We start from the raw sequence: 15897 nt of genomic DNA, 5'->3' as shown, positions 1-15897 counted from the left end.
GCCCCATTCCCTAAACAGTATTTTGGGCAACAAATTGCACTCCTAACGTGATATTGGTATTACAGAGACTCAATCTCTATCTATTAGTTAACAAGCATTATGGGTTTTGCAGACCTATCGATCGCAGAGATAGCAGCCGACTACAGCATTCCTGTAGAAAAAGTGTTTTCTCTGTGCAACCAACTGGGAATCGCCTACAAACACCAAAAGACCCGTTTGGCGTTAGAAGATGCAAAGGCAATTATTTCCCAAATATCGTCTGAAACACACCCAAAAGGTACTAGCGACTCAGTGGGTGATAACGAAGTCACTTGAAGGGTGATCTCGGCTTTGGCTAATCACTGATAGCTAATGGCAAAAAACAATGAGTCATTAGCAATTAGCAGCTTGGAGATTGAGAATCGCTTTCTTAGCTGTGTTGAGCGTCAAAATTTTTTTAAGGGGAAACATGTTTAGAAGACTAATTGGCGTTGTTGTGGCCACTGTTTTACTCTCGTTTCAATTGCTTGTCGGTAGCGCGACAGCAGTAGAACTGGACAAAGCTACCCGAACAGTGCCATTAAATACTGAAGGTGAGGTCACCGTACTCAGCCTTAAACAAGTCAAAGAAGGCAAACGCTTATTTAATTACGCTTGCGCCCAATGTCATGCCGGGGGAGTTACCAAAGTAAACCAGAACGTGGGACTCACTCCAGAGGATTTGGCACTGGCAACACCCAACCGTAATAACATTGAAGGCTTGGTGGATTACCTGAAAAATCCCACTACTTACGACGGCGAAGAAGAAATTTCCGAAATACACCCCAGTATCAAAAGTTCAGATATTTTCACAGCAATGCGAAATCTGACAGATGATGACTTGGAAGCGATCGCTGGTCATATTCTCTTACAACCCAAAATTGTTGGTACTAAGTGGGGAGGTGGAAAAATCTATTACTAAATCCCGGAATTAGTATTGCGTATTGGGGCATAGGGCATAGGGCATTGGAAAGAGGCAGAGATGCAGGGGGTAGGGGGAAAACTCTTCTCCCATTCCCCATTCCCCATTCCCCATTCCCCATTCCCCATTCCCCATTCCCCATTCCCCATTCATTACTGATTGCACAGCTTTTTGCCATAAATTGCTCCCCATTATTAAAAAAAAATTGTATCTATGACAGATTGTCATATTTGGCGTTGATTTTATTTAAAATGAGAAAGGGAAAAAAATTAGATGTTAGGAGAGAGCTATGAAATTAATTTCGGCAAGCTGGAGACGCCTTAGTTTAGCTGTGTTAACAATCCTTTTAGTTGTTAGCAGCTTTGCTGTTTTTACTCCCAGTGCTTCGGCTGAAACCTATCAGGTGAAATTGGGTAGCGATAAAGGAATGCTCGCATTTGAACCGAAAAAGTTGAGTATCAAACCAGGCGACACAATTGAATGGGTGAACAATAAAGTTCCTCCCCATAATGTTGTGTTTGATTCTGCCAAAAACCCCGCTAAGAGCGCTGATTTAGCAAAATCTCTGTCTCATAAAAAGATGTTGATGAGTCCTGGTCAAAAGGAAACAACCACCTTCCCCGCAGACGCGGCACCTGGTGACTACACCTTCTACTGTGAACCCCACCGTGGTGCTGGCATGGTTGGTACAATCACTGTCGAAGGCTAGAAACATTGTCGTTGGCACAAGATGATTTCTCAGTGAAATTAGCTCATGGCAACACGCCACACTCCTAGAGTGACGCACAAAATGTATAAATGGCGGTAATGAGTCCCATCTTCTCCTAAGACGCTAAACAACCTGTGGCGAAGGAATGATGAACTCGTTACCGCCAATTTTGATCAAATTTGACTTAATCGGGGATTAATCGCGTTTATACTCTTGCTGGAGGCTTGTTGCGAGGAAATTCTGTTGAGAATACTTTTATTAATTTTACTGTCGGCGATCGCTCTATTCAAATTGACATTCATTAGTCCAGCACTCGCTGCCGAACCATCTAAAGGGGCTAAAATTTTTGAGGCTAACTGCGCTTCTTGCCATATAGGTGGCGGTAACATCCTTATCAGCCAGAAAACCTTGAAAAAGGAAGCATTGTCAAAGTACTTAGAAAATTATGATCGCGACTCAATCCAGGCAATTATCCACCAAGTACAAAATGGCAAAAATGCCATGCCTGCCTTTAAAGGCAAGTTAAGTCATGAGGATATTCTTGAGGTAGCTGCTTACGTATTTCAAAATGCAGAACAAGGCTGGTAAATTACCATACCGTCTAGTTCTTGTGGGGTAAGCATCTTGCTAGCTTTAGGCTACGGGCAGGCAAACACTCACTCCACAAGAATTTAATTGAGTATTCTTTTATATATCTAAATCCTATTCGATTGCGTAAAAAACTCAGTACACATCTATTTTTCCTTTCCTATTTTCTATCCTTGACTACGCAAGTTAGTTCAGGAATAAAATCCCATTTTTAAATGACGAACTAGCGATCGCCAGTTCGTCAACTGCTAAAAACGACATTCTAAAGATGAATGATAAATTTCCAATTTTTATCATTCATCGCTTCTAGCTTGTTTATTAATCCAAAACCACCCACTGGTGATTATTTTTCTGGATTAGACTTTTGTCTGTTTTCTTTCAATTCGCGCAACCGTTCTACTAATTTTTGATCAGATTCAGCAGAGGATGTAGCCTGACCACTATTTACTCTCGGCAGCACTAATGGTTCGGAAGTGGTAGCAGCCGATGAAGGTGTGGGCTGATTATTTCTGATTCGTAGTTCAGATAATGGTTTGGGAGTAGTTGTGGGTGATAACTCAGGCTGATTGCTATTAACTCCTGGTGCAGCTAATGGTTTGAGAGTACCTGTGGATGCAGGCTTGGGCTGGTTATTTCTGATTTGCAGATCAGGAAATGGTTTAGAAGTAGCTGCTGGTAAGGGGGTAATAAGCTGATTGTTATTGACTCCCGGTGCAGATAATGAGGGCTTTTGCTCTTGAGTAGCCCCAGTGGTATTGCTAGTGTTGTTTTGGAAAACGAGGTTAAAGGGATAAGAACTGATTTGTTTATCTCCCTTGGGGGATTGCTTGTTGAAGTATTCTCTTGCTTTTGATTGCAATTCAGGGGAAACTAACTTGTCTTGAAATTTGATATCTAAGACCTTGCCATCAGGATCTACCACTAATACACCCAAAACAGCACCTTCAAGATTCGGCTTATCTGTGGGTAATATTTGACGGATGACTGATTTTTGTTCAGCGTTAGGGTATTCTTGCTGGACTTCTTTTCTCAGGTTTGCGTAAGAGTCTAGCTGTGCAATTGTCTGTTGAGTTCCCTTCAACGATAAATCGGCTGTCTGGGATGTGCTTAACCTAGTTCCGATTACAGTATTCTCAGTCCTTGGAGCTTGTTTGAGAGAATTTATCAGCTGGTTTTGAGTCATTTTAGACGCATCATTCGCCGATGGCGTCATTTGTGCATTCGTATTGACCTGTGCTGTTGCAATGGGGGCAGTGTTAGATAAGTTTGGAGATTGGGCATTCCGCAAAATATCATCAGGTATTTGCTGCGACTGCAATTCTGGCAACCTATTTACAGCTAGGGGCTTAGGTGGCTCGTATTTGCTGGCACTCTCACTCACACTAGGAACCGACGGAGAGAATCTGGGGCCAGTATTGAATTTAGAGGTGTCAACTCTAGAGGCATCAAATCGCAAATTATCACTAGGAATCATCCGCAAAGACTGCCTTGTAGGCAAAGAGGAGACTCGATAGTTATTAGATGATGGGGGTAGCGGAGGGAGTACTAACTGACTGGATGGCGGTGGCGCTAATGGAGGTAATCCAGTTTGGGCACTAAAGTTTGGAGCAGAAAGTGGCGCTATTGGAGGAAGTTGTTGTAAACCAATTTGGGGTGTGGTTTGGGGCAACCGATTCTGGTCGGCTTGACTCAATGCCAAAAGTCCGACTGTTTTGGATGATGCTGTTTCTTTGGGCTTGTTAGACTCCATAGGCATCAATGGCACAATCATCGCGATCGCACCGTGAATGCCAAGAGAAGCTATAGCTGCTATCCCAATTGGCTGGCTTAAGATATCTGGTATATTTTTCAGCAGGGAGACGTAAGACATAGCTGTTATCGTTCACTCGACTCAGTTGCAGTTGACTAGCGATTTTCTCTTTCCGACTATATTGCAATATTTTGCAATATATGCGTCCCTCTAAGGAAATAATAATTTCCTCTTTTGGCAATCAAAATCGCTAAAATTGCCATTTATTCAAATTTTTAATTGATCAATGACGGTGTATCATATTTTTCAATTCAATCTTGCTAATAGAGATATTTGAAAAATTACTACCTTCGATTTTTTATTGTTATGGCGCACACAATTAAAATTTATATTTGGGATATTTATAAAGTTTAAGTGAACCCACAAGTCTGAGTACATCACAACATTTGCTGAAGTTGCCTGTTTTTTTTACTCAACTACGCGCTTGTAATAGATGGCACACTTGCTTGTCCAAGACTAGTCCCTATGTGAAAATACTATCACATCAGCAGCCCCTAAAACTGTTGCAAACTGTACAATTTTATTGACATTCTCGCCCTAAACCCCACTAAAGCAATTTGGGTTTTTATCAAGGGAGTCAGTCAGACATCGCAATTCTAGCTTCCGAATCATGACGACTCCTTCATTAAAAAAGTTCAAACCCTCAATATTGCATCCAAGATTAAAATGCCGTTACCAACAGTTATTTTGCCTGGATATCTGGAAAGCGCGATTGCTTATCGCCAACTAGAACAATCTCTACAGCAGTTAGATTTTCCCACAACTACAGTTCCACTGCGACGGCGCGACTGGCTACCCACTATTGGAGGAAGACCTGTAACGCCAATTTTGCAACAACTAGATCGCACGATCAACCATACATTGCAGCAATATAATGCTACTCAAGTTAACTTGATTGGTCACTCAGCCGGAGGTTGGATATCCCGCATCTACATGGGAGGAAAGCCCTATTTAGCACGCGGCGATGTCAAGCCATTTCTTTGGGAAGCGCATCCCCTGGTTGCTACTCTCATCACCTTGGGTACACCCCACATTAGCCAAGAACGCTGGACGCGCTTCAATCTTGATTTTGTCACCAATAATTACCCAGGAGCCTTTCACAAAAACGTTTGTTACGTTTGTGTCGCTGGCAAAACTATCTTTGGAGAAAGACGGCGCGGTAGTTGGTTAGCTTATAGTAGTTACCAATTAACCTGTGGTAAGGGTAACACTTGGGGAGATGGAATCACACCCATTGAAGCTGCTCATTTAGAAGGGGCAGAAAATCTTGTGATTGAAGGTGTGAGGCATTCTCCGAGAAGTCCTGGGATTTGGTATGGTTCAGCAGAACCCTTAAAAGCTTGGGTGCAATATTTAATTTAAAAAACTCATCTTTTTATGATGAATGCAACATTTATTAATATTCCTTAGCTAAAATATAACAAGAATAAATACCTAGTTAAGAACAGGAGGGGTGAGCTATGCAAAGCACCCAGTTCGATAGGATTTTGCGACGAGTAGCGACGATAATATCGGTCGTGATTCTGACTCTGTGCCTAATTTATATCTCTACCGGAATTTTGCTTTCTTTTTACTATGAACCGACAGCAGGCGGGGCTTATAACTCATTGAAGATGATTAATACACAACTGCCATACGGCTGGTTGTTTTGGAGAGCGCATGATATTGCTGGTAACGCAGTAATTGCGATCGCTCTCATTCAAATTGTGGTGATGTTTTTAGGTCGGCAATTTCGCAAAAGTTGGCTGGCTGCTTGGATTAGTGGGATTTTATTGACCCTAAGTGCGATCGGGCTGAATTGGACAGCGATGATCCTAGATTGGACTCAGGAAGGATACTGGCGTTTTAGCATTGAGCTAGGAACCATCGAAGCCATTCCTTTGATTGGTGGACAACTGCGCGACATCCTGACTGGCGGTGGAGCCATTAACACAATTACCGTCGAACACCTTTACACAATCCACAGTTATCTGATTTCGGTAGCGACGCTAATCCTTGCCATAGTGCATTTGTCTGCTTTACTCTGGCAGGAATCGCAAATGCATCAAGCTGAGTGGGAGGTTGGGAGTTAGGAGTCATTCCAATACTTGTCGGGTTTTGGGGAATTGGGTTTGGGGTAAGGGGAAATAAAAAACCTTTAACCTTTACCCTTTAACCTTTTCCCAAAACCCAATTCCGAGTTCAAAATGCTTTACCCAAGCAGTATTGGGAGTCATTCAATTTTGGATTTTAGTAGGACTTACGCAAAAATAATTGAAAAGCCTATTATTCCGTAGCGGTAATTTATGAATTACCGCTACTTACGACGTATTTTGCGTAAGTGCTATTTAGATTGAAGGAAAAATCTAAAATCTAAAATCTAAAATCCAAAATCTAAAATCCAAAATCTAAAATTACCTCCGCCATCTTATGCCCCAGGGGTGTCAGTACTGAAAAGTTGAGATATTTTGGCGAGGGGGACTTCTTCAACTTCCGGTAACTTTTCTAAAGAGAGGCGAGTAGACTGGTTAGCACCAGATAAGCGTTTTAAAAGCTTAGGTCTAGGATCATGTAACAAGTAGATAATGCGATCGCCAATTTCCCACTCGTATTTTGCTGGCACTACTTGTAAGCGTTCTTTTCGTTCTACCAATAGCGGTATCAACGCCCCAGTCTTAATCATTTCTTGGATACGCTCATTTTGACTAGAAAATTCTGATTCAGTTAGGGTAGTTGTTCCTAACTTGACTCGCCCATCATTCAAATATTCATTCCAAGTCTTAATTGCTAAGTCTGGGATAAAAGCTTGATTAACTTTATTACTAACAGAAGTACTCGCTTGCGGATTACGGGGGAAAACAGCTAAGACACGCGGCGGATTAAACTCCTCAGATGCTCGTTGAGCCAAAACAAAATTTACCTCGCCATTACTTGTCATCGCCAAAAAAGTACCCATAGAGGCAAGTCCAGCCTCTTCCAAAACAGCAGCATCTAGTGCACTGCTGGCAATAACTTTGAGATTTTGCGCCTCGGCTTGAACAAGACATTGGGGGTCAGTATCAATCATGACCACGTTTTCTCCTCCTTCTTGAAAGAACCGGGCAATCAAAAGACTTAAGGGATTACAACCCACAATCACTGCCCCTGTTGCATCTTTGGAAGTGATTTGCAGCCATCTAGCAACCCAGCCAGCTGTTAGACCTTGGCAGACAACAGTCATGATAATTGTGAGAAAGACTAGAGCTTTGATGGAATCACCGCCGTTAATGCCACGCTGTGTTAGGGAAATTGCAAAAAAAGAAGCTACGGAGGCAGCAACGATTCCTCTAGGAGCAACCCAGCTTAAAAATAATTTCTGTCGCCAGTTTAGGTCACTGTTCCAGGTACACAACAGAATATTAATCGGGCGAACGACAAACATTAATACCAAAACAGTGAATAAACTACCCCAACCCAAAGCAAAGACACTGGCAATGGATAAATCAGCAGCTAATAAGATAAATAGCACCGAGACGCTGAGAATTGTCAACTGACCCTTAAAACTCCTTAACAGACGTTCTTCCGGGACTGAGGAGTTAGCAAATACGGCTCCTGCAACTACTGTTGTCATTACTCCCGATTCACTGCGGATCATTTGCGATAAGGTAAATAGGCTCCAAAGTATCGCCAACACCGCTAAGTTTTTTAGCTCGAATGACAGAAAATCAGCGCGTTTGAAAATCAAACTCATCAGATAACCGCCAGCACCACCAATTGCCGCACCAACACCCAGGCGCATCAACAAACCAGCGATCGCATTGATGGGGTCAGCATCGCCGTTCAAAATGGTATCGAGGACAACGAAGGCGAGGATAGCCCCTACAGGGTCAATTAAAACCCCTTCTCCTTCCAAAATAGTTGCCACTTGCCGATCTACATTGATTTGTTTGAGCAAAGGGCCAACAACGGTTGGGCCTGTCACCACGACTATGGAAGCATAGAGAAAAGCTATGTTCCAGGGAAATTCACCCAACCAGTGGGCTGCCATACTCCCACCAAGCAATGTGATCAGGGTTCCTAGAGTGACGAGCAATTGCAGGCTGACTGAAACTCTACCTAACTCTCGTAGATCCAAGTTAAGTCCGCCTTCAAACAAAATTATTGCCGTTGCTAGAGCGACAATAACTTCTAGTCCAGTGCCTAGCAAATGGGGATGCAACAGCCCGATGCCATCAGAGCCAAACAAGATGCCCAACAGCAATAACAAGACGATGCTGGGTATACGAAAATATGCAGCCAGCACTTGGGCGCTAATGCCTGCAAGGACGGCGATCGCCATCTGTAAGGTGATTTCAAAAGATGCTTCCATGTTGTAGATTTTGAGCGATTTATTTCAAAATCTTTTGTAAAAAACCGTAGACATTAACTTTACAGGGTACAACATCATACCTTTTGTCCATTGCTGAATTTAGCGTTTTTTCGATCTGTGTATCCCCCAAACTTCTGAGCACAGGATGCCTCAGCATCCTGTGGCTTCCCGCAGAAGCTTCTACGGAATTTTTTGTGCGTCTCCATGTCTTTGTATCTTTTTGAAGCTTTTACTCCACCCAGTTTACCTGCCACAAACTTTTTTTGGCAAAACCTGTTGACAAAGGCAAGAAAATTGGTTAATTTATAAAAGGTCTGAGTCCGATGCCCCCATCGTCTAGAGGCCTAGGACACCTCCCTTTCACGGAGGTAACGGGGATTCGAATTCCCCTGGGGGTACTAAAAAAGCAGAAGTTTGTATTTCTGCGAGTCTATAAACAAAAACGATCATCCAGAGTTACTCCTGAATGATCGTTTAATTATACATACGGTTCTTTACTAGCTAACTCTTCTACACGTTGGTGAATAGCCAGAAGATTTAGCCGCAGGTCTTTGCTCAAGCGGTTTTCAATTATTCCCACTGGCATAGTGAGTTTAGGCCAAACTTTAATTGTGTAGCAAAGATTTGTTCCTACATACCCACCGAGGGAATAAGGCTCTAAGCACCAGCTACCAGAAAAGCCTTTAAAATCTCCCTCTACCATGCGGAAATTAATTTCTTTGGGGAAGCATTCTTCTAAATCTAAAACCACCCGCGCCGAAAAGTTGAAATTCAGTAAGCGCTGAGAACCTACTTGCTCAAGTCTAATTCCACCATGAGGATGCTCGATTAGACGACTCTTAGCGAGGTTGGGGAGAAAGTCAGATAAGGCTTCATAATCTGTCAGAACCTTCCAGATTCGTTCCACTGGTTGGGGAATTTTAACTTTAGCGCTGATTTGTCGCTGTCGCTCTGCTATTTTCTCAATTTGGACTTCTATCTTAGCTGCCAAAGCGACTGTATCAGCAGTCAAATCCCCTTCGAGGTTAATGTCATCACTAGGAGACTGGAAATCAGGGTTCTCTGTTGTGTTCTGTTTTTTAGTCACTTTCAGAATTATGGTTTGCTTTCGTCAGAAAATTGGGGCAGAGTCAGGGTGAAGCAAATTTCGCTCTGTTCAGAATCGGATATTTGGACACTTTCAACAGCGATCGCTCCATTCAAATGCTGCACTAAAGACTTGACTAGAGCAAGTCCCAAGCCAGTCCCCGGAGTCCAACGCCCTTTCCCACGACGGAACTTGTCAAAAATATAGGTTGCTTCTTCTTCGGAGATAGCACGTCCTGTATTCGTCACCTTCATGATAACTTGATCAATTTGTTGATCAACTCGGTGAGCAGCTTCAAGATGGACAACAGTATCATGCTCTGAGTATTTACAGGCATTCGTTAACAATTCTTGCAGGATGCGATCAAAACTCTCCAGTTCAGTTTGCAGTTTTAGCGATTCCTCTGGTAAATCTACAGAAATTTTTAATCCCTTCTCTGCAAGTTTTTTCTCAAAAGATGCTGCTATATCTAGAATTCTAGTATTTAAATCTATAGATTCTAATTGCGGGGCTTCATGAGGCGACTCTAGTTTCTGGAGTGTCAACAAGTCATTAATCAAGTTGATTTCCTTTGTACATTCCTGCTCTAGGATATCTAGGTATCTAACTTGACGCTCTGGTGCTATTCCTGGCAAACGCAAGTTCCGAATTGACATCAACATATTTGTCAGAGGATAGCGCAAGCGATCGCTCATGTTACTCAAAAATTCATCTTTGAGTTCGTTGAGTTTCCTTAGCTGCTCAACATACTGGCGTGTTCTTTCATGCAATTTCGCTTGCAGTTCCAGACTACTCTGAAGTTTCGCCGTCCGCTCATCTACCAAAGTTTGCACTTGGCGCAATGTCTGTGACTGAATTATGGCGTTACTCACTTGAGCGCAAACCATTTCCACAAGATTTAATTCGGCTGGTTGCCAACTACGAATCACAGATTGCTGTAGCACTAAGAAACCTAAGATTTTACCTTGACTCTCTAATGGCACTAAAAGTACCGCTGGCAATTCCTCTATTTCAAATAATGGAGCCGCTGTCAAGGTATCGTTTTGGTCTGTATAGTCATCGAAGATTACTGCTTTTCCAGAATCCATGAAGGCACGCTGGCATAAACCACAGTCTGAAAGCAAGAAAGACTGAGCCAAGGTGCCTGGTTTACTAGTACCGGAATTTTGCGTTTCCCTAGCCCATTCACCAATCACAGTAGCTTTCGCTTTGGGAATTTGTTTTTTAGCTTGAGTCCTAAATAGTGGATCTGTATATTTTAGTGATATGAGTAAACCCCGATCTGCCTGTAGAGATTCGGCAGTCGAGGCGATAACTAACTGGAGCATTTGATTAAGCTCCAAGTTGCTACGACTCAATATAGTTAATTGCTTGATCAAGCTTTGATGCTGCTCGCTCTTTTGCACATACTGCTTTTGATGAGCAATGAGTTGAGCTTGTGCCACCCTAGAAAAAGCGATCGCGCAAGCCGACTCCACTTCTGTGAGTAATTGTTTTTCTGATTCACTCCATTCATAGGGTTGGAATTTAATCAGATTAATCACACCATTATTATTGCCACCAAATCTGGTGGGAATTGCCAAAACAGTTTTTATTGGTAGTGGCAAATATTGACACCCAATTACCAGACTGTTCTGAATGATGGAAATGTCTTCAATAGTCAATGCTTGGGCAGCACATTGCAGCACAGGCGAGTGCATGAGCAACTGTTCCATCGAAAACATTTCTTCGGGATGTGGCAACCCTAAATACTCATCAGCACACCAATTAGTAGTAGTCGCTTCGTCGGATGTCTCACCCGTCACAGAAACCAAGCAGCAGCAATCTACTTGAAAAGCAACTCCTAGCAATTGGGCAATATCTTGCAGCATTAATGCCGTTATCGAGCTATTGGCAATGATTTGGTTAATCTTTTGTACCAACTGGCGGGCAGGTTCTTCCTGATGCTGCATCAGCTTGACTTGGTAAGGTTGTAGTCGATCTATGTCATCTACGTAATGTGGCGGCGATGATAAAGGCTTTTTCATTATTGGCACGCCCTCGGATAATAATCCAATTGTTCTTGCACCCAACTTATTGGCATATTTTTCACCGTTGGTTGTGTTGCTACACCCTGATAATTGACAAATATTGTATGAATACTTTCTCTCACCTGTTATAGCCCTTTTCTATCTCAGATGGCCAAGTTTCCACTGTATCAAGCAAATTGCTACATTGGTACATAGGTAAATAGAATACTTAAGATATCCTATAAATGCTTCAGTTAGCTTATGTTTTACTGCTTTATCTTGAAATAATTTACTAACTTTATCTTCTCTGTAAGTATACATAAACCGTAATTTCTCTGGAATTCCAGCAAAATCTCCCTTTGGCTCACGTAAAATTACTTAACTTTCTTTATAAATTTTTATTACAGGTTGTAAAAAGCTAGTAGGTTTAACAAGTTACTCTTTTATCTCCGTAACTCTCAGTAAAATCTTAATGAAGCTAAATTTTGAATGCAGCCCAATTATTAGTAATAATAACTGGGCTGCATTCATCTGAATATAGGACTAGCCAGCCAAGCTCTCGACACTCAGAGGAACCATATCGCCATTCCTCGTCAGTCCTAACAACATCGGTTGTTGGGGTTGAATTAGTTGACCTGTAAGTACACAGCGTTCTTCCTGCTGAGCTGTGGCAGCGATGCTAGCTCGAATGTCCGCTCGCGAAAATCTAGGCTTCCACTCACCTGATTTTTGCTGGACATAATTCCAAAGAATATCTCGGATCAGAGCTTGATATCCCTGATTCCCAGCGATTTCTTTGAGTTTATCTTTGAGTTCCCGCTCTAGGCGGATGCTGGTAACTTCCATGTCGGTGGTTGGGGTGCGAGCGATCGTATGCATTACTTTTTCTCCTTAAAGGTATGGACAGGATAGTAATACAAGTGTAGTATGTTTAAAGGAATGTTCAATAGGTGAAATTTTCTGTGAAATCCATTTACCCCATATCTACTTCAATTTTGTGTGCCACCAATCGCCGAGCCGGTTGGGAATCCGCTGTTATGGAAGTGGAGTATTTATTTATGGGCGATGGTAGCCGAGATTATGGGCAAATCACAGAGGGTAATCATGATTTTAGACATCTCAGCATTAGTGCGCTGATTGCAAAACCAGAACTAGATGAACAAGGCGGGGGGTACAGACATAGGAATACTGTACCGATATAAGACCAGAAAATTTTCCGGTCAATTCTAACCCCCGCTTCACCGAAAACTTGAAGCGGGGGTTTTTTTATAAGGAGTTAAGCTGTGACGATATCTTCCATGCGCGGCGCGAACGCAATGCAAGTGTTAGAGCAATCTGTGGTGGTGTTTTCTCAAAATTACTTGCCACTATGTCGGATCAATATCAAGCGGGCAATTGTGCTGTTAGTAACCAACAAAGCCCAACCCCTTGGTTTTACCACAGAAGGCGGATGGCAAGTTCACTCACCCAGTTTGGTAATTGATGTGCCAAAACACATTCGTTTGACAATCACTTCCAATGAGCGGATGTGGAAAGTTCCGCCAGTGAATCGGCGGGAAGTGTTGCGACGAGATCATCACAGTTGCCAATATTGTGGCAGCAGCAAACATCTAACGCTAGATCATGTGATACCGCGTTCCAAAGGCGGTTCTCACACTTGGGATAACGTAGTCGCAGCTTGTGAAAGATGTAACTCCCGTAAAGGCGATCGCACCTTGTTTGAAGCTGGTATGCAACTGCATACCAAACCAAAAGCGCCAATTCACCCCGCGATTTCTTTTGCTGAACAGTTTTGGATAGATATGCAAGCAAACCTGGAATAACAGGAGAGCATAAGGAATGCTGAAATTAACTTACACTGAAAGCAGTTTTGATTTGGAATGTGTCACTCTGTCGCTAGAAGAATGGGTAGCGCAGCGAGTGATTTTAGCCCTGCGAGTTGGGCAAAGTTTATGCATTGAACCCACTACCGCTTCCTTTTTGCTTCCTGTTGATTTGCCAGGAGTAGAAGTACTCAGGGCTGAGGTAAAAAGAGATGACAGAGAAATCATTGCCCTCTGTGCGTGCGATGCCGAATACATGGAAGTCACTCTGCGGGGTTCTTGGCTATCAGCTAGTTCTAAGGATGCTGTCGGTGTGTTTGTCACCACTATGAGCGATCGCGCTGAGTTCTTTTTACAGAAACTTTGGCAGGAAGCTCAATCTTGTGCTTCTGTGATGAGCGAATAAACGAAATAGTAGGGTGAGTATAACTTCTCACCCTTTATTATCGAACAGAATTCAGGAGTCAGAATTCAGTTGGATATTCTGACCGAAAAAGTGGGTCATCATTAATACAACCCAGCAATAACCTTTTCGTTGTTGCTGGGTTGCACCTGATCAAGCATTTTTCCTTGAAATTTAGCTGGGACTGTAAAGGTAGGGTTTACTACTGGCGCATTAATTTGCCCTTTTGCTGGATGATCTTGAACTTATGCAGTATGGATTTTGCTTATTAGGCTGGTTCAACCCAATTGTAGGGAAGTGCCTGGAGCAATACTACAAGCTGTAATCTATAGTGGCGATCGCGACAACACTAATTATCTTTTGTCGTTTGAAGCAGTTGTCTGTCACTTCAGGCTTTTAAATATTCATCCAAGCATAACTGTAGTTTGACTTTTAAGAGGGCTTAATTAAGTTCAAATCTAAGTACAGAAGCTTTTCTAGGCAATTTTAAAAAACTTTCTGAAACCCCTTGACACCTCTTGTAGTATTTTGTAGTATATTTGTAGTGAAGCAAAAGACAAGCTTCCCAAGAGTCAAAGTTATGTTCTACATACAACTAAAGGACAGGCGTTGGAATAAGCCAAAGTCTCCAGTTAACAAAGCTGTTTCTACTTGCAAACCATCGGCAGTAGAGGCAATAAACGAAAAAACTTCTAAGTTTGCACTCATCAAAACCACTGAATACATCCGTAATACACAACAGGCTTGCTACCTAGAGTTTCGGTTGTTTTCCTAACAGTTTTTAACAGTAAAAAGTCAATTATCTGAACCTTGAAAACTAAATAAGAAATGGGCAAGTTCACCAACAAAATCTGTGCCTAAAAACTTCAAAGTTTAGGCACAGATTCCAAAAAATCGGGGTGTAGCTCAATTGGCTAGAGCGTTCCGTTGTCTGCGGAAATGTTGCGGGTTCAAATCCCGTCACCCTGGTTGTAGTCCTGTAGGCAAATAGTTTAAGCCGTCAGTTTCTCAAGCTGAAGATTGCGAGTGCGAATCTCGTCGGGACTCCCAAGTGGTCAGGTAGCCAAGTGGTCGAAGGCGTTGGTTTGCAAAACCGATTAGCGCGGGTTCAAATCCCGCCCTGACCTCTGGTGCGATCGCAGTGTAGCTTAATGGTAAAGCCCCTGGCTCATAACCTGGTATATGCGGGTTCAAGTCCCGCCACTGCCACCAAATGCAGGGATGGTGTAACGGCAACACCTCGTGACTATGCAGGGATGGTGTAACGGCAACACCTCGTGACTCCAAATCCGATGTTCTAGGTTCAAATCCTAGTCCCTGTGTCAGACAATTTTGGATTTTAGATTGCCAATTTTAGATTAAATTTTTTAATCCAAAATCCCAAATTTAAAATCTAAAATTCCAATTATGCCCTCGTGGACGAATGGTTAAGTCAGTGTTCTTTCAAAGCACAGATGCGAGTTCAATTCTCGTCGAGGGAATGATTTATGGGTCGGTGGCCGAGTGTGGCTGAAGGCGACAGTCTGTAAAACTGTTCTTTTTTGCACGCAGGTACCCTTCTCTTCGAGACGCTACGCGAACGGGAAGCAAGCTACAAATCCTGCTCTACCCACTATGGAGAGGTGGCTGAGTGGCTCAAAGCGTCCTCCTGCTAAGAGGAAACGGGTAGATTAATCCGTCGCAGGTTCAAATCCTGTTCTCTCCGTTCTGAGAGTGTGGTGTAACTGGATAACATCTCAGTCTACGAAACTGAAGAATTGAGGGTTCAATTCCCTCCGCTCTCGTCATCATCTCTTCTCTTATCCCCCGGTAGCTCAGTTGGTAGTTAGCGCCTGTCTGAAGAACAGGAGGTCGTCGGTTCGATTCCGACCTGGGGGGCTTCGTTGCCTCATAGCTCAATGGTAGAGCAAGCGGCTGTTAACCGCGCGGTTGTAGGTTCGAGTCCTACTGAGGCAGCCATTCATTGCCGGGTGGACGAATTGGTAAGTCGCATCGCTCTGAACGATGAGGTTGCAGGTTCAAACCCTGCCCTGGCAATAAAGCCCTGTGGTGTAATTGGCAACATAGCGCCCTTTGAAGGCGAAGATTCCAGGTTCGAGTCCTGGCGGGGCTGCCAAACTCTGCTCTTGTAGCCGAACTGGAAGAGGCTGCCGTCTCAAAAACGGTATGTTGTGGGTTCAATTCCCACCAAGAGTACCAAA

Annotated in this window: 15 protein-coding genes and 15 tRNA genes; 24 read left to right on the top strand and 6 right to left on the bottom strand. The window is 43.0% G+C overall.

The annotated features are described in order from the left end of the window. The first annotated feature begins 99 nt into the window (after window positions 1–99). The 4 genes from A4S05_RS16425 (at window position 100) to petJ (ending at window position 2237) form a co-directional block, all read left to right on the top strand. On the top strand, window positions 100–315 hold the full coding sequence (locus A4S05_RS16425; RefSeq protein ID WP_069070873.1) for a hypothetical protein: 216 nt from the start codon (window positions 100–102) through the stop codon (window positions 313–315). 133 nt (window positions 316–448) lie between these two features. Continuing rightward, window positions 449–940, top strand: coding sequence for a photosystem II cytochrome c-550 (gene psbV, locus A4S05_RS16420; protein ID WP_069070872.1), 492 nt, complete (start codon window positions 449–451; stop codon window positions 938–940). A 289-nt stretch (window positions 941–1229) separates the two neighbouring features. Next, window positions 1230–1649: a plastocyanin gene (gene petE, locus A4S05_RS16410; protein WP_069070870.1), complete on the top strand. Its 420-nt coding sequence runs from the start codon at window positions 1230–1232 to the stop codon at window positions 1647–1649. A gap of 243 nt (window positions 1650–1892) precedes the next feature. Next, complete coding sequence (petJ, locus tag A4S05_RS16405; protein WP_069070869.1) at window positions 1893–2237, top strand: cytochrome c6 PetJ; 345 nt, start codon at window positions 1893–1895, stop codon at window positions 2235–2237. 343 nt (window positions 2238–2580) lie between these two features. Here petJ and A4S05_RS16400 read toward each other — a convergent pair whose 3' ends face one another. After that, window positions 2581–4107 carry a hypothetical protein gene (locus A4S05_RS16400; RefSeq protein ID WP_069070868.1) on the bottom strand — a complete coding sequence of 509 codons (1527 nt, stop codon included), beginning with the start codon at window positions 4105–4107 and terminating at the stop codon, window positions 2581–2583. Between the two features lie 606 nt (window positions 4108–4713). Here A4S05_RS16400 and A4S05_RS16395 point away from each other — a divergent pair. Then, entirely contained in the window at window positions 4714–5409 is a 696-nt protein-coding gene (locus A4S05_RS16395; RefSeq protein WP_069070867.1) for an esterase/lipase family protein, read from the top strand. Between the two features lie 98 nt (window positions 5410–5507). Further along, window positions 5508–6119 (top strand): cytochrome b N-terminal domain-containing protein, encoded by a 612-nt coding sequence (locus tag A4S05_RS16390; protein ID WP_069070866.1) that lies wholly within the window; start codon window positions 5508–5510, stop codon window positions 6117–6119. Between the two features lie 335 nt (window positions 6120–6454). On the opposite strand, the gene A4S05_RS16385 is transcribed toward A4S05_RS16390, so the two are convergent. Then, complete coding sequence (locus tag A4S05_RS16385; RefSeq protein ID WP_069070865.1) at window positions 6455–8374, bottom strand: cation:proton antiporter; 1920 nt, start codon at window positions 8372–8374, stop codon at window positions 6455–6457. 325 nt (window positions 8375–8699) lie between these two features. Between A4S05_RS16385 and A4S05_RS16380 the strand changes: the two genes are divergently transcribed. Then, window positions 8700–8772: transfer RNA gene (locus tag A4S05_RS16380), tRNA-Glu, on the top strand. 80 nt (window positions 8773–8852) lie between these two features. Here A4S05_RS16380 and A4S05_RS16375 read toward each other — a convergent pair. The 3 genes from A4S05_RS16375 to A4S05_RS16365 form a co-directional block, all read right to left on the bottom strand. Beyond that, window positions 8853–9461: an SRPBCC family protein gene (locus A4S05_RS16375; RefSeq protein WP_069070864.1), complete on the bottom strand. Its 609-nt coding sequence runs from the start codon at window positions 9459–9461 to the stop codon at window positions 8853–8855. Between the two features lie 8 nt (window positions 9462–9469). Further along, a complete protein-coding gene (locus A4S05_RS16370) occupies window positions 9470–11488 on the bottom strand; it encodes a GAF domain-containing sensor histidine kinase (RefSeq protein ID WP_069070863.1) in 2019 nt (672 codons plus the stop codon). Window positions 11489–12013: 525 nt separating this feature from the next. Continuing rightward, a complete protein-coding gene (locus A4S05_RS16365) occupies window positions 12014–12349 on the bottom strand; it encodes a ribbon-helix-helix domain-containing protein (protein WP_069070862.1) in 336 nt (111 codons plus the stop codon). A 71-nt stretch (window positions 12350–12420) separates the two neighbouring features. Here A4S05_RS16365 and A4S05_RS16360 point away from each other — a divergent pair, with 71 nt between their 5' ends. The 3 genes from A4S05_RS16360 (at window position 12421) to A4S05_RS16350 (ending at window position 13699) form a co-directional block, all read left to right on the top strand. After that, window positions 12421–12672 carry a hypothetical protein gene (locus tag A4S05_RS16360; protein WP_069070861.1) on the top strand — a complete coding sequence of 84 codons (252 nt, stop codon included), beginning with the start codon at window positions 12421–12423 and terminating at the stop codon, window positions 12670–12672. Between the two features lie 114 nt (window positions 12673–12786). Beyond that, the gene (locus A4S05_RS16355) at window positions 12787–13293 is read left to right on the top strand and encodes an HNH endonuclease (RefSeq protein WP_141699732.1); all 507 of its coding nucleotides are present in this window, start codon (window positions 12787–12789) and stop codon (window positions 13291–13293) included. Between the two features lie 16 nt (window positions 13294–13309). Next, on the top strand, window positions 13310–13699 hold the full coding sequence (locus A4S05_RS16350; protein ID WP_069070859.1) for an alr0857 family protein: 390 nt from the start codon (window positions 13310–13312) through the stop codon (window positions 13697–13699). 582 nt (window positions 13700–14281) lie between these two features. Here A4S05_RS16350 and A4S05_RS43345 read toward each other — a convergent pair. Further along, the gene (locus tag A4S05_RS43345; RefSeq protein WP_256090996.1) at window positions 14282–14404 is read right to left on the bottom strand and encodes a hypothetical protein; all 123 of its coding nucleotides are present in this window, start codon (window positions 14402–14404) and stop codon (window positions 14282–14284) included. Window positions 14405–14591: 187 nt separating this feature from the next. Between A4S05_RS43345 and A4S05_RS16345 the strand changes: the two genes are divergently transcribed. From A4S05_RS16345 to A4S05_RS16285, 14 genes are all read left to right on the top strand, one after another. After that, a tRNA-Asp gene (locus A4S05_RS16345) sits at window positions 14592–14665 on the top strand. Window positions 14666–14669: 4 nt separating this feature from the next. Continuing rightward, window positions 14670–14746: transfer RNA gene (locus tag A4S05_RS16340), tRNA-Glu, on the top strand. 3 nt (window positions 14747–14749) lie between these two features. Next, window positions 14750–14823: transfer RNA gene (locus A4S05_RS16335), tRNA-Cys, on the top strand. 10 nt (window positions 14824–14833) lie between these two features. After that, window positions 14834–14908: transfer RNA gene (locus tag A4S05_RS16330), tRNA-Ile, on the top strand. A 38-nt stretch (window positions 14909–14946) separates the two neighbouring features. Then, window positions 14947–15018, top strand: a tRNA-Trp gene (locus tag A4S05_RS16325). Window positions 15019–15106: 88 nt separating this feature from the next. Beyond that, window positions 15107–15177 (top strand) — tRNA-Glu (locus tag A4S05_RS16320). A gap of 8 nt (window positions 15178–15185) precedes the next feature. Next, window positions 15186–15308, top strand: a tRNA-Tyr gene (locus A4S05_RS41665). 4 nt (window positions 15309–15312) lie between these two features. Beyond that, window positions 15313–15401, top strand: a tRNA-Ser gene (locus A4S05_RS16315). 4 nt (window positions 15402–15405) lie between these two features. Then, window positions 15406–15480: transfer RNA gene (locus tag A4S05_RS16310), tRNA-Arg, on the top strand. A 19-nt stretch (window positions 15481–15499) separates the two neighbouring features. Beyond that, window positions 15500–15574 (top strand) — tRNA-Phe (locus tag A4S05_RS16305). Window positions 15575–15580: 6 nt separating this feature from the next. After that, window positions 15581–15655, top strand: a tRNA-Asn gene (locus A4S05_RS16300). A 5-nt stretch (window positions 15656–15660) separates the two neighbouring features. After that, window positions 15661–15733: transfer RNA gene (locus tag A4S05_RS16295), tRNA-Gln, on the top strand. A 3-nt stretch (window positions 15734–15736) separates the two neighbouring features. Continuing rightward, window positions 15737–15812, top strand: a tRNA-Gln gene (locus A4S05_RS16290). A 6-nt stretch (window positions 15813–15818) separates the two neighbouring features. After that, a tRNA-Leu gene (locus A4S05_RS16285) sits at window positions 15819–15895 on the top strand. The last annotated feature ends 2 nt before the right edge of the window (window positions 15896–15897 follow it).

The organism is Nostoc sp. KVJ20 (genome assembly GCF_001712795.1).
In the GTDB taxonomy this organism is placed as follows: Bacteria; Cyanobacteriota; Cyanobacteriia; order Cyanobacteriales; family Nostocaceae; genus Nostoc.
This window is presented reverse-complemented; position numbering and strand designations above follow the sequence as displayed.